Source organism: Nocardioides endophyticus, assembly GCF_039543845.1.
In the GTDB taxonomy this organism is placed as follows: Bacteria; Actinomycetota; Actinomycetes; order Propionibacteriales; family Nocardioidaceae; genus Nocardioides; species Nocardioides endophyticus.
The window spans coordinates 15,022-28,718 of record NZ_BAABKN010000003.1 but is presented as its reverse complement, the minus strand read 5'-3'; the positions used below and the strand labels follow the sequence as shown (position 1 = coordinate 28,718).

General features: G+C 69.8%; 10 protein-coding genes. 5 read left to right on the top strand and 5 right to left on the bottom strand.

Annotated features, from left to right (window positions below):
- Nucleotides 1-78: 78 nt before the first annotated feature.
- From ABEA33_RS00890 to ABEA33_RS00880, 3 genes are all read right to left on the bottom strand, one after another.
- Entirely contained in the window at nt 79-822 is a 744-nt protein-coding gene (locus ABEA33_RS00890; RefSeq protein ID WP_345524625.1) for a sirohydrochlorin chelatase, read from the bottom strand.
- 88 nt (nt 823-910) lie between these two features.
- Nucleotides 911-1,654 (bottom strand): phosphoadenylyl-sulfate reductase, encoded by a 744-nt coding sequence (locus ABEA33_RS00885; RefSeq protein WP_345524624.1) that lies wholly within the window; start codon nt 1,652-1,654, stop codon nt 911-913.
- Nucleotides 1,655-1,844: 190 nt separating this feature from the next.
- Nucleotides 1,845-3,566 (bottom strand): nitrite/sulfite reductase, encoded by a 1,722-nt coding sequence (locus ABEA33_RS00880; RefSeq protein ID WP_345524623.1) that lies wholly within the window; start codon nt 3,564-3,566, stop codon nt 1,845-1,847.
- Between the two features lie 394 nt (nt 3,567-3,960).
- Between ABEA33_RS00880 and ABEA33_RS00875 the strand changes: the two genes are divergently transcribed.
- Both ABEA33_RS00875 and ABEA33_RS00870 read left to right on the top strand, forming a co-directional pair.
- Nucleotides 3,961-5,409 (top strand): glycine hydroxymethyltransferase, encoded by a 1,449-nt coding sequence (locus ABEA33_RS00875; RefSeq protein ID WP_345524622.1) that lies wholly within the window; start codon nt 3,961-3,963, stop codon nt 5,407-5,409.
- A 94-nt stretch (nt 5,410-5,503) separates the two neighbouring features.
- On the top strand, nt 5,504-6,865 hold the full coding sequence (locus ABEA33_RS00870; protein ID WP_345524621.1) for a cation:dicarboxylate symporter family transporter: 1,362 nt from the start codon (nt 5,504-5,506) through the stop codon (nt 6,863-6,865).
- A 6-nt stretch (nt 6,866-6,871) separates the two neighbouring features.
- On the opposite strand, the gene ABEA33_RS00865 is transcribed toward ABEA33_RS00870, so the two are convergent.
- A complete protein-coding gene (locus ABEA33_RS00865) occupies nt 6,872-7,342 on the bottom strand; it encodes a hypothetical protein (RefSeq protein WP_345524619.1) in 471 nt (156 codons plus the stop codon).
- A 364-nt stretch (nt 7,343-7,706) separates the two neighbouring features.
- Nucleotides 7,707-9,359 carry an acyl-CoA dehydrogenase family protein gene (locus ABEA33_RS00860; RefSeq protein ID WP_345524617.1) on the bottom strand — a complete coding sequence of 551 codons (1,653 nt, stop codon included), beginning with the start codon at nt 9,357-9,359 and terminating at the stop codon, nt 7,707-7,709.
- Between the two features lie 17 nt (nt 9,360-9,376).
- Here ABEA33_RS00860 and ABEA33_RS00855 point away from each other — a divergent pair, with 17 nt between their 5' ends.
- The 3 genes from ABEA33_RS00855 to ABEA33_RS00845 all read left to right on the top strand — a co-directional run bounded on the left by ABEA33_RS00855 (nt 9,377) and on the right by ABEA33_RS00845 (nt 13,627).
- The gene (locus ABEA33_RS00855) at nt 9,377-10,369 is read left to right on the top strand and encodes a YihY/virulence factor BrkB family protein (RefSeq protein ID WP_345524615.1); all 993 of its coding nucleotides are present in this window, start codon (nt 9,377-9,379) and stop codon (nt 10,367-10,369) included.
- 10 nt (nt 10,370-10,379) lie between these two features.
- Nucleotides 10,380-11,486 (top strand): potassium channel family protein, encoded by a 1,107-nt coding sequence (locus ABEA33_RS00850; RefSeq protein WP_345524614.1) that lies wholly within the window; start codon nt 10,380-10,382, stop codon nt 11,484-11,486.
- Between the two features lie 98 nt (nt 11,487-11,584).
- On the top strand, nt 11,585-13,627 hold the full coding sequence (locus ABEA33_RS00845; RefSeq protein WP_345524613.1) for an ATP-binding protein: 2,043 nt from the start codon (nt 11,585-11,587) through the stop codon (nt 13,625-13,627).
- The last annotated feature ends 70 nt before the right edge of the window (nt 13,628-13,697 follow it).

The window sequence follows — 13,697 nt, the reverse complement described above, 5'->3', positions numbered from 1 at the left end:
TGCCGAGTCGGCGCAGAATGACCCGCGAGTCGGCGCAAAGTGACCCCCACAAGGGTCACTTTGCGCCGACTCGGCGTGCTAGACCGGGACCAGCTCGACCGCGCCGACGGCGTACCTGGCGAGGATCGTGCGGGCCAGCTCGGGGTGTGCGCCCAGCGGCTCGGAGACCGCGATGGCGCCGGCCTCGAGGGCGAGCTCGCCGGCCCGGTCCGGGAGGAACCCGGGCGCGAGGAACAGCGATGCGACCGCGATGTGGCGGCGCCCCTCGGCGCGGAACGCGCGCACGGCTTCGCCGGTGGCCGGCGGGGAGGCCGAGGCGTACGCCGCGGTCACGGGCAGCTTGTGCCGGGCACCCCAGACCCGGGCGAGGCGCGCGACGGCCTGGTTGGCCAGCGGGTCGCTCGACCCGGCAGCGGCCAGCACCAGCGCGTCGAGCTCGCGGACCCGCGACGACTTGAGCGCCTCGCGCATGCGCAGATCGAGCACCTCGAGGAACTGCGCCTCCAGGCCCAGGATCGACGTCGCCCGGATCTGCACGCCCGGGTGCCGCGTCGTCGCCTCGGTGATGGCACCGGGGACGTCGACCTTCGCATGGTAGGCCTCGGTCAGCAGGAGGGGTACGACGACGATCTCGTCGTGCCCGGCCTTCACGAGCCGGTCGACGACCGTCTGGAAGGACGGCTTCGACAGCTCGAGGAACGCGGCCTCGACCTTGAGGTCGGGGCGCATCGTCTTGACCTCGTCGACGAGGGCCTTGATGGTTGCGGCGGACCGGTGGTCACGACTGCCGTGAGCCAGGGCCACCAGAGCAGGAGCAGCCATTACGCCGCCTCCTTACCTGTGCGTGTTCCTTCGGGGAATGCGAGTGCACGACCGGCCACGCTGTCGGTCTGCTGGGTGCGGAGCATCCTCATGAGTGGATCCCGCACTCGGTCTTGTTGGTGCCGGCCCAGCGACCGCTGCGCGGGTCGTCACCGGGGGCCACGCGCCGGGTGCACGGCCAGCAGCCGATCGACGGGTAGCCGTCGTACACGAGCGGGTTGACCAGGATGCCGTTGTCGGCCATGTACTTCTCGACCTGCTCGTCGGACCACCGAGCCAGCGGCGAGATCTTGACCTTGCCCTTCTTGGCGTCCCAGCCGATCACCGGCGCGATCACGCGGTTCTTGGTCTCGGCGCGACGCAGGCCGGTCGCCCAGGCGTCGTAGTTGGCCAGACGCTCCGCCAACGGCTCGACCTTGCGCAGCTTGCAGCACAGGTCGGGGTCGGTCTTGTACAGGTCCTTGCCGTACGCCGCGTCCTGCTCGGCGACCGACTGGACGGGCGTGATCGAGATCAGGTTGACCGGCATCGTCGCCTCGACGGCGTCGCGGGTGCCGATCGTCTCGACGAAGTGGTAGCCGGTGTCGAGGAACAGCACGTCGATCCCCGGCACGACCTTGGAGACGACGTCGGTCAGCACGGCGTCGCCCATGGACGACGTCACGCAGAAGCGTTCACCGAAGGTCGCCGCGGCCCACTCGACGATCACCTCGGCGGGGGCCAGCTCGAGCTCGGCGCCCCAGTGCGACACCAGCTCGCGCAGCTCCTCCGGCGAGCGGCCGGCGGTCTGGATCCCGCGGTTGTTGCGGGCGGTCGTTGTGGTGACACTCATGACTGGGTTCCCCTCTGCGCACCTGACGGTCGGATGAGACCGAGCATCTTGAGGCTGAAGGCGCGCAGGCACCCTCGGCATTCCCAGGTGCCGTGCGGGGAGCTGATCTCGCCCGTCTCGGAGACGACCTCGTGCGGGCGCAGGTCCTCCTCCCCGCAGAAGGGGCAGTGGAAGGGGATCGCGCGCTCACTCATGAGGTCACTCCCTCCAGCAGCTTGTCGCCGCGCAGCAGGTCCTCGTCTGCGCGGGCGACCCAGGTCGCGAACAGCTCGCCGTCCTCGCGGTCGGCCAGGTAGTTGGTCACGATGGTGGTGATGTAGTCGTCGAGGCCGGCGCTCGTGACCTTGTGGGCGCGCAGCTTGCGGCCGAAGTTCGCCTGCAGGCCGGTGGCGCCGCCGAGGTGCACCTGGAAGCCCTCGACCTGCTCGCCCTCGTGCATCACGAGCTGGCCCTTGAGGCCGATGTCGGCGATCTGGGTGCGCGCACAGGCGTTGGGGCAGCCGTTGACGTTGACGGTGATCGGGGTGTCCAGCTCGGGGAACCGCTTCTCGAGCTCGCCGACCAGGTTGCGTGCGCGCTCCTTGGTGTCGACGATCGCGAGCTTGCAGAACTCGATGCCGGTGCAGGCCATCGTGTTGCGGCGCCAGTTCGACGGCCGGGCCGAGAGGCCGATCTCGTCGAGCCGCTCGACCAGGGCCTCGACGACAGCCGGCTCGACGCCGATCAGCACGATCTTCTGGTACGGCGTGAGGCGGGCGCCCGCGACGCCGTACTCCTCGATCAGGTCGGCGAGCTGCACCAGGATCGTGCCGGAGATCCGACCGGCCGTGGGCGCGATGCCGACGTAGAGCTTTCCGTCCTGCTGCTCGTGCACGCCGATGTGGTCGCGGTGTCCGACGGGGGAGGCAGGCGACTCGCAGCTGACGAGCTTGCGGCCGAGGTACTCGTTCTCGAGGACCTCGCGGAACTTCTCGATGCCCCAGTCCGCCACCAGGAACTTCAGCCGGGCGCGCGAGCGGAGCCGTCGGTAGCCGTAGTCCCGGAAGATCGACGCGACACCCTCCCAGGCGTCGGCGACCTCGTCCAACGGGATCCAGACACCCATCCTCTGCGCGAGCATCGGGTTGGTGGACAAGCCGCCTCCGACCCAGAGGTCGAAGCCCGGGCCGTGCTCCGGGTGCACGGTGCCGACGAAGGAGATGTCGTTGGTCTCGGGGGAGACGTCGTGGCTCGGGTGACCGGTCAGCGCGGTCTTGAACTTGCGCGGGAAGTTCGCGTAGTCCGGGTGACCGATGAAGCGCTTCTTGATCTCCTCGAGCGCCGCGGTGCCGTCGATGATCTCGTCCTTGGCGACGCCGGCGACCGGCGAGCCGAGGAAGGGTCGTGGCGAGTCGCCGCACGCCTCCATGGTGTCCAGGCCGGCTGCCTCGAGCCGCTCCCAGATGGCCGGGACGTCCTCGATTCGGATCCAGTGGTACTGGATGTTCTCCCGGTCGGTGACGTCGGCGGTGTCACGGGCGAAGTCGACGCCGATCGTGCCGAGGGCTCGTACGGCGTCGTGCGAGAGCAGCGCACCGTCGGAGCGGACCCGCATCATGAAGAACTCGTCGTCCAGCTCCTCCTCCTCGAGCATCGCGGTCTTGCCACCGTCGAATCCCGGCGCCCGCTGCGTGTAGAGCCCCATCCAGCGGAACCGGCCACGCAGGTCTGCGGGGTCGATCGAGGCGAAGCCGCGCTTGGAGTAGGTGTAGAGGATCCGGTCGCGGACGTTGAGCGGGCTGTCGTCCTTCTTGGACTGCTCGTTCTTGTTCAGCGGCTCGGAGTAGCCGAACGCCCACTGACCCTCGCCACGCTTGGGGCGCGGGACGTCGGTGTGGGCAGGAGCCTTGGCGGTGTAGCGCAGGTCAGACATCAGGAGAGCATTCCTTGACAGGGGTGGCGAGCGACGCTCGAACCGGAGTGAGGCCACGTCTTCGGGGCCTCGGCGTCCGGCGGGTCAGCTGCGCGATGGGCGGCTGGTCAGGAATGCGGACACATCATGCTGCGCGTGCGCCCGAAGTCCACGTGGCGTCGAACCACGAGGTAGGCGTGCGTCGCACCAGAGATCATGTCAAGCAGTCTCACGGTCCGGACGGCATCCCCACAAGGTGAAATCCCATGATGTGGGACGGACATCCACGATGCGAGACGCTGCACCTGCTCCACCAGCGCTCAGCGGGGCGGCGGTGCGGCCCACGTCACACGCTGGCGGGTCGCCCGCGCCGTACCGCTCGATCAGCGCCGTACGCCGACACTAGGCTGCTCGCATGAGCGACGCGCACCTCTCCGCCCTGACCAGCAGCGCCTACCAGCAGGCCTTGGAGGTGATCGCCTCGGTCGAGCCGCGCATCGCCGACGCGACCCGCAAGGAGCTCGCCGACCAGCGCAGCTCGCTCAAGCTGATCGCCAGCGAGAACTACGCCTCGCCGGCCGTGCTGCTCACGATGGGCACCTGGCTCAGCGACAAGTACGCCGAGGGCACGGTCGGTCACCGGTTCTACGCCGGTTGCCAGAACGTCGACACCGTCGAGGCGCTCGCGGCTGAGCACGCCCGCGAGCTGTTCGGTGCCGAGTACGCCTACGCCCAGCCGCACTCCGGCATCGACGCCAACCTGGTCGCGTTCTGGTCGATCCTCGCTCACCGCGTCGAGGGTCCCTGGCTCGAGAAGTACGGCGCCAAGAACGTCAACGACCTCACTCCCGAGGACTGGGAGACGCTGCGCCACGAGCTCGGCAACCAGCGCCTGCTCGGCATGGCCCTCGACGCAGGTGGTCACCTGACCCACGGCTTCCGGCCCAACATCAGCGGCAAGATGTTCCACCAGCAGCAGTACGGCACCGACCCCGAGACCGGGCTGCTCGACTACGACGTGGTGCGCGCGAAGGCCAAGGAGTTCAAGCCGCTGGTGCTCGTGGCGGGCTACTCGGCGTACCCGCGTCGCGTGAACTTCGCCAAGATGCGCGAGATCGCCGACGAGGTCGGCGCGACCCTGATGGTCGACATGGCGCACTTCGCGGGCCTGGTCGCGGGCAAGGTCTTCACCGGCGACGAGGACCCGGTGCCGCACGCCCACATCGTCACGACCACGACCCACAAGTCGCTGCGTGGCCCGCGCGGCGGCATGGTGCTGGCCACGGAGGAGTACGCGCCGAGCGTCGACCGCGGCTGCCCGATGGTCCTCGGCGGCCCGCTCTCGCACGTGATGGCCGCCAAGGCGGTCGCGCTGGCGGAGGCGCGCCAGCCCGCGTTCCAGACCTACGCGCAGCAGGTCGCCGACAACGCGAAGTCGCTCGCCGACGGCTTCATGAGCCGCGGCGCCAAGCTCGTCACTGACGGCACCGACAACCACATCGTGCTGCTCGACGTGTCGTCGTTCGGCCTCACCGGCCGCCAGGCCGAGTCGGCGCTGCTCGACGCCGGCGTGGTCACCAACCGCAACTCGGTCCCGCAGGATCCCAACGGTGCCTGGTACACCTCCGGCGTCCGCCTCGGGACCCCGGCGCTCACCACGCGCGGCTTCGGTCACGACGAGTTCGACAACGTCGCGGAGCTGATCGTGCACGTCCTGCAGAACACCCAGCCCGGCACCACCAAGGCGGGCGGGCCGTCGAAGGCGTCGTACACGCTCGGCGACGGGGTGGCCGACAAGGTCAAGGCCGCCTCGGCCGAGATGCTCGACAAGCACCCGCTCTACCCAGGCCTGAGCCTCGCGTAGCGAAGCTACTCCCACCTGGCCTTCGACCTGGCCCCAGCCACGCGCCGGCTGGCTCGCCCTGTTTGTCTCGGGGTGAGCCGGGTACGCGTGACCCATGCCACAAACCGACGCCGCACCGAAATCTCCTCCGAAGAACCGCACTCACTGGCTCTACATCGCGGTGATCGCGGCGGTGGGTCTCGGCATCCTGGTGGGGCTGCTGTTCCCTGACTTCGCGGTGAAGCTCAAGCCGCTCGGCGAAGGCTTCGTCGGACTGATCACGATGATGATCCAGCCGGTCATCTTCTGCACGATCATCCTCGGCGTCGGGTCGGTCGCCAGCGCGGCCAAGGTCGGCAAGGTCGGCGCTCTCGCGCTCGGCTACTTCCTGATCATGTCGACGTTCGCGCTCACCATCGGGCTGATCGTCGGCAACCTGATCCACCCGGGCTCGGGGCTGGACCTGAACGACGAGGTCTCGGCCGCAGGCGCCGCCCAGGCCGAGGAAGGGCATGCGAGCACCACCGACTTCCTGCTGGGCATCATCCCGGACTCGCTCTTCTCGTCGCTGACCTCGGGCGACGTCCTGCAGACGCTGCTGGTCGCGCTGCTCATCGGGTTCGCGCTGCAGCAGATGGGCTCGACCGCGAAGCCGATCCTCACCGTTGTGGAGTACGCCCAGAAGCTGGTCTTCCGGGTGCTGGCGATGATCATGTGGGCCGCGCCGATCGGTGCGTTCGGCGCCATCTCCGCGGTTGTCGGCGAGACCGGCTTCGACGCGCTCAAGAGCCTCGGTCTCCTGATGGTCGCCTTCTACCTGACCTGCGTGCTCTTCGTCTTCGGGGTGCTCGGCACGGTGCTGCGCGTCTTCGCGGGCATCAACATCTTCCTGCTCTTCAAGTACCTCGCCCGTGAGTTCCTGCTGATCCTCGCCACGTCGTCGTCCGAGTCGGCCCTGCCGCGGCTGATCGCCAAGATGGAGCACGCCGGCGTCGACAAGACGACCGTCGGCATCGTCGTACCGACCGGCTACTCGTTCAACCTCGACGGCACCGCCATCTACCTGACGATGGCGACCCTCTTCATCGCCGAGGCGATGGGCGACCCGCTCAGCATCGGCGAGCAGATCTCGTTGCTCGTCTTCATGGTGATCGCGTCCAAGGGCGCCGCAGGCGTCACCGGTGCCGGCCTCGCCACCCTGGCCGGCGGCTTGCAGTCCCACCGACCCGAGCTCGTCGACGGGGTCGGCCTGATCGTCGGCATCGACCGGTTCATGTCCGAGGCGCGCGCACTCACCAACTTCGCCGGCAACTCGATCGCCACGGTGCTGATCGGCAACTGGACCGACGGCCTCGACCGCGAGCGCCTCGACAAGGTGCTGGCCGGAGAGCTCCCGTTCGACGAGCGGACCATGGTCGACTCCGACGAGCCGCCTCTCGGTCCCGTAGAGGATCCCGAGCCGGTCGGCGCGCGCTGACGCTGGTCAGGAGACGCCGAGGCTGACCGAGATCGGCCCACCGAGGGCGATGAAGGCGTCCGGGTCTCCGCCGGAGACGAGACGCATCATGATCGCCGCTCGGTCACCGCGGGAGAGCGGAACGCTCAGAGCGCCCTGCTCGCACCGCACCGTCGCCCCGACCACCGTGTCGTGCGCCACCTGGGCGAGGCAGTCTGCTTTGACGGAAAGCGACACGCCCGGTGGTGCGGCGTACACCTGGAAATGGACCTGCGTGTCCACCGCCGGGCTCACGGTCAGCCGCAGTGCCGCGGTGACGGACTTGAGGCTCATGTCAGCGGGCACGAGCTGGGTCGCGGCGACGATGGAGGCGGTGTTCGGATTCGAGGTGACCGCGAAGCCCACCCCGGAGAGCGGGAGCACGGCGACCTCGTCCGGAGCCCGTCCTCCCACCTGGAGGAAGACCTCGCCACCGCTGGACGAAGCGAAGCCGGACACACCCGCTGGACCGCGCTATCCGGCCGCCCCCGGGGAGCCAGCTGCCCCCGGGGGCTCCCGACGGCCTTACGGCGCCAGCCGCGCCGTTCGCTCCAGCAGCGCCGCTGCCGCTTGGCAGCGGGGCCGGTCGTCCGGCAGCGCGCCTTCGCGGTCTCGAGTCGCAGCGCCCCGGTGCGCAGGTTGGCGCAGGCGTTGACCGTGGAGTCGGAGCGGGACGACGCGAACGCCGTGGCGCCCGAGGCGACCGGGGCGAGGGCGGCGACGGCGATGCCCACCGAGCGGGCACGAGAGATCGGCATGCCGGAAGGCTAGGAGCCGACCCAGGCTCACGCAGGAGTATCGGGCAGACCTGGCCCGATCGCGCTCAGACGACCGGCGTCGCACGCTCCACGATCGCCCGCAGGTCTCCGCCGTCGAGGGTGCCGAACACGCCGTCGTACGACGACCCGAGGCGCGACGCGCAGAAGACGTCGGCCACCTCTGGGGGAGCGAAGCGCACCAGCAGGGAGCCCTGCAGGCACAGCGCCATCCGCGCAGTCAGGCGACGGGCGTTGACCTCCATCGACGCCGGGTCGCCCATCAGCGAGCCGAGGAGGGCGAGGGTGTCCTGGATGGCCCGGTCGAGGCGCGCGTCGCCACCCTGCGCCCTGCCGACCTCGGTGATCCAGGCGTCGAGGGCCTCGGGTTCGCGGCCCAGCGCCCGCGGCACGTCGAGCGCGTTGACGTTGCCCGAGCCCTCCCAGACCGAGTTCAGCGGCGCTTCGCGGTAGAGAAGCGGCATGCCGGACTCCTCGACGTACCCGTTGCCGCCGAGGCACTCGAGTGCCTCGGCGACCGCGGCCGGGGTCCGCTTGCAGACCCAGAACTTCGACAGCGGCAGCGCGATCCGGCGCAGCGCTGCCTCGTGCGGGTCGTGGAGGTTGTCCACGGCGGACGCGAGCCGGACCGCCAGCGCGGTCGCGGCCTCGGCCTCGACGGCCAGGTCGGCCAGCACGTTCTGCATCAGCGGCTTCTCGATGAGCAGCGACCCGAACGCCGAGCGGTGCGCGGTGTGCCACGTCGCCTCGTTGACGGCGCGGCGGATCAACGAGGTCGAGCCGAGCACGCAGTCGAGCCGTGTCGCCGCCACCATCTCGATGATGGTGCGTACGCCGCGGCCCTCGTCGCCCAGCCGGTGCGCGAGCGTGCCCTCGAACTCCAGCTCCGACGACGCGTTGGACCGGTTGCCCAGCTTGTCCTTGAGTCGTACGACGTCGAGGCGGTTGCGCGTCCCGTCCGGCAGCACCCGCGGCACCACGAAGCACGTCACGCCGCCGGGCGCCTGCGCGAGCACCAGGAAGACGTCGTTCATCGGCGCCGACGTGAACCACTTGTGGCCGTGCAGCGTGTACTCCCCATCGACCGACGTACGACGCGCCTCGGTCACGTTGGCGCGGACGTCGGACCCGCCCTGCTTCTCGGTCATGCCCATGCCGGCGAGCGCGCCGAGCTTGGTGGCGGGGGAGCGGAGCCCCGGGTCGTAGGAGAGCGACGCCAGCAGGGGCGTCCACTCCTTCGCGATCGCGTCGTCGGCGCGCAGGGCCGGCACTGCGGCGTACGTCATCGAGATCGGGCAGCCGTGCCCCGGCTCGGTGTGCGACCAGGCCATGAAGCCTGCCGCCCGCCGCACGTGGGCGTACGGCGAGCCGGCCTCCTGAGCCTCCCAGGGTGCCGCGGCGAGCCCCTGGCCGACCGCGCGCTCCATCAACCAGTGCCACGATGGGTGGAACTCGACCTCGTCGATCCGGTTCCCGTAGCGGTCGTACGGCGTGAGCCGCGGGTGGTGCTCGTTGGCGAGCATCCCGTGCTCGCGGGCCTCCGCCGTCCCGGCGAGAGCGCCGATCGGAGCGAGGTCCTCGACCACCTCCGCCGACGCGTGTCGCGTCACCGCCTCGACCAGTGCGGCGTCCGTCGTGACGATGTTGTGACCAACCAGAGGCGGCGCCTGGTTCGTGGCTACCCGGATGTCAGAACTCATGTGTCTACGGTAGATCCATGCCCCCGGCCGAGCGTGCGGAGAGTCAGCAGCCCGCTGCCGCCACCGTAGAACCGGCCGCGTTCGCGCAGTGGCTGCGGCGTACGCGCGACCTCATCTGGCGGCTGGTGGTCACCACCGTCGGCAGCTGCATGCGCTACCGGGTGACCGGCCTGGCGGCAGAGGCCGCCTTCTTCGCGGTGCTCTCCGTGCCGCCGTTGATCTTCGCGATGGCCGGTGCGATCGGGTTCGTGACCGATCGGTTCAGCGACGACCAGGTCGATGAGGTGCGCCAGGCGGTCATCGACCTCTCCAGCCGCGCGCTGACCGAGAGTGCCGTGAACGAGATCATCGTCAAGACCATCGACGACGTTCTCCAGGGCGGCCGGTTCGACGTGATCTCGCTCGGCTTCGTGCTCGCGCTCTGGTCCGGCTCGCGCGCCCTCCACGTCTTCGTGGACACCATCACGATCATGCACGGGCTCGGCGGGCACCGGGGGATCGTGAAGACGCGGGCGCTGTCGTTCGGTCTCTACATCCTGGCGATGGTGCTGGGGGTCTTCATGGTCCCGCTCGTCGTCGCCGGGCCGGGACTGGTGGCGGAGTGGCTGCCGCAACGGCTGGACTTCCTCATCCACTTCTACTGGCCGGTCGTCGTGGTGATCAGCATCTGCTTCCTCGCCACGCTCTACCACGTGTCCGTGCCGGTGCGGACCAACTGGAGCTTCAACCTCCCGGGCGCGACATTCGCGCTCTTCTGCTGGGTGGTCGGGTCCTTCCTGCTCCGGTGGTTCCTGACCGCCACGTCGGCCGACTCGGGCTCGATCTACGGCCCGCTCGCCGCGCCCATCGCCGTGCTTCTGTGGCTCTACCTGGTCTCGATCGCCGTGCTGATCGGGGCGGCCGTCAATGCCGCGTTCGACACGGTGTTCCCGCAGTCCTCGACGATGCTCGCGAGATCCGAGCTCGTCCAACGGCTACGCCGCATCGGTTCGCGCCAGGACACGGACTAGATTCCTCCCCGTGGCGGACGACTCCAGCGAAATCGGGCAGGGCACGGGCCGCAGCGTCGGCCTGATCTCGCTCCCGGACCCGGTGCGCTCCCCGTGGTGGGAGCTCGGCCGGAGGCTGCTGCTGGCGTTCGCGATCCTCTTGGGCACCGTCCTGATCGTCTACTTCGACCGCGGTGCCTATCGCGACGGCAACGACCCGCCGGACTACGCGGTCGGTCTGATCGACTCGATCTACTACACGACCGTCACACTGAGCACGACCGGGTACGGCGACATCGCCCCGGTCGAGCCGCACGCCCGGTTGATCAACGCGTTCGTGATCACCCCGCTCCGCATCGCCTTCCTGGTGCTGTTGATCGGGACCACCCTCGAGGTGCTCGCCTCGCAGGGTCGCAGGATCTTTCGCATCGCCCGTTGGAGGAAGCGCATGGCAGCCCACGTGGTGGTGATCGGCTACGGCACCAAGGGCCGGGCCGCGGTCGACACGATCGTCAACAACGGCTTGAGCCGGGAGTCCATCGTCGTGGTGGACCCGGGCGCCGAGGCGCTCCAGGAGGCCCACGCCGACGGGCTCGCGGTCGTCACCGGTGACGCCACCCGGCGCGACGTGCTGCGCCGGGCCGGGGTCAGCGAGGCCGACCAGGTGATCATCACGACCAACCGCGACGACTCCAACGTCCTGGCCACGCTCACCGTGCGTCAGCTCAACCCGGAGGTCTGGATCGTCGCCGCCTGCCGCGAGCAGGAGAACGTCGCCCTGATGAGGCAGTCCGGCGCCAACTCGGTGATCACGTCCTCCGACGCCGTCGGCCGGCTCCTCGGGCTGTCCTCGCTGTCGCCCACGCTGGGCTCGGTGATGGAGGACCTGTTGACGTACGGCGAAGGGCTCGAGGTCGCCGAACGGGACCTGATCGTCTCGGAGGTGGGCAAGCAGCCGCAGCAGCTGCCCGACCAGGTGATCGCCGTCGTGCGCGACGAGAAGGTCTACCGCTACTTCGACCCCGTGGTCACCCAGCTCGCCCGCGGCGACCGGCTGATCGTCGTACGACCGGCGCGCGAGCTGCCCTGGGCACCTCGGCCGGGCACCCACAACGAGGAGTTCGCCACCGACGACTAGTGACGCGATTACTCACCTACGTGATGACTTCCGGCCCGGAAGTTCACGCAAGTTCCGGCTTTCCACCATTCCCGGTGCGCGGCCGCTAGCCTGCCAACGTGGGTGGGGGCCCGGTGCGCGGCGCGACGCCGCAGGTCAGGACGAGGTCGCGCGAAGGCGCGGGCCTCGCTGTCAGCGCGTTCTTCGCGATCGCGTTCGTCGTGGCCTCGAGCGTCAGCAGGCGGATGGAGTTCTCCGGCTCCGGCTTCGCCGAGATGTGGCCGGCCGGCGGGCTGCCGATCTTCTGGCTGATGGTCCGTCAGGGCCGCGGCCCGGCGATCGACTCCGTGCTCGTGCTCACTGCGTCGTTCGTGGCGAACCTGATCGCCGGGTCCGACCCCGGGCCGGCCCTGACCTTCGCGCTCGCGAACCTCGTGCAGAGCTGGCTCGCCGTGGTGCTCCTCCGGCGCTGGTGCCCGGCCACCTGGGGCTGCGGCGGCGACCGCCCACTGGACAGCCCGCGCGTCGTCGCCAGCCTCGGGGCCTCGCTCTTCCTCGCGATCGGAGTCGGTACGGCGCTCGCGAGCGCGGGCGCGGTGTTCCTGCCCGGCGCCGGCGACGGGCTCTTCGACTCGGTGGCCAGTGGCCTCTGGTTCGGCCGCAACCTCGGCGGCGCGCTGATCGTCGTCGCGCTCGGCATCATGGTCGGTCAGCGGGTGACCTCGCCGCGACCGCGGCCGAAGCTGCGGGGCGAGGACGCCCGGCCGTCCGAGCTGCTCGCAGCCACCCTCTTCACGATCTTCATGTACGGCTTGGCGTTCAGCTTCGACGAGCTGCCCTTGGCCTTCCCACTGCTCGCCGCCACCGTCTGGTACGCCGCGCGCTTCTCGACCCTGCTGAGTGCGGTGCACTCATTCGTGGTCGGCGTCGTCACGCTGATGCTCACCCTCGACGGCATCGGGCCCTTCGCTCGGGTCGAGCACGCCGACCTCGGCTTCATGATCGCGCAGTTCTACATCGCCACCATCGCGCTGACGGGCCTCGCGATCGCCACTGGACGCGACGAGCGCCAGGCGCTCGCCGACGACCTGCGACAGGCGCAGGAGGAGACGGCGTACGAGGGAAGTATGCGGGCGGCCGTCATCGGCTCGATGACCGAGGGAGTGCTGGTCGTCGACGAGAGCGGCGAGCTCCTGGTGCACAACGACGCCGCGGCCCGCGTCCTCGGGCTGGGTGACGGGCTGTCGACGAGCTCACGGTTCGCCCTCAGCAGCTGGACGCTGGACGGTGAGACCATGAGCGCCCAGGAACGACCGACGGCCCGTGCACTGCGCGGCGAACGGGTCGAGGGAGAGCTGATGGTCGTCCGCGTCGAGGATGTCGGTGAGCGCGTCCTGACGGTCTCCGCCCTTCCGCTGCCACGCGACGAGGTGAACGGCCGGACCCGAGCACTGGTGCTGCTCCGCGACACGACCAACGAGCACGCGAGCCGGCAGGAGCTCGCGGCGTTCGCCGGCGTCGTCGCCCACGACCTGCGCAACCCTCTGGCCGCGATCGACGGGTGGACCGAGATGATCGCGGACGAGCTCGACGCGGGCAACCTCGACGGCCAGATGGCTCAGGAGTTCGTCTCCCGGGTGCGCTCCGCGTCGCGCCGGATGCGGGTGCTGATCCGCGACCTGCTCGCCCACGCCACCAGCAGCTCCCGCGACCTCGACTCCGACCGGATCGACGTGACGGCGATGGTCGACGAGATCGCGGCCGGGCGCAACGCGAGCGGCTTGGTCAGCGCCGAGGAGATCCCCCCGGTGCTCGGCGACGCCGTGCTCGTGCGGCAGGCCCTCGACAATCTCATCGGCAACGCGCTGAAGTACGTCGCGCCGGGGGAGGAGCCGAAGATCGCCGTGCACGGCTGCCGCAGCGACGCCCGGCTGGTGACCATCGTGGTGGCCGACCACGGGATCGGCATCCCCGAGGAGGAGCGGGGCCGGGTCTTCGAGGAGTTCCACCGCGCTCACTACCGCGACTACGAGGGCAGCGGCCTGGGTCTGTCGATCGTGCGCCGCATCGTCACCCGCCACGGCGGCACGATCGAGGCGCTGCCCAACCCCGCCGGTCAGGGCTCGGTGTTCCGCTTCACCCTGCCCGCCTTCGAAGCCTGACCTCATCTCACTCGATCACCTGGGATCTCATCCACATGGGTGAGCCGCCCGGGACATAGATCGCGCATCC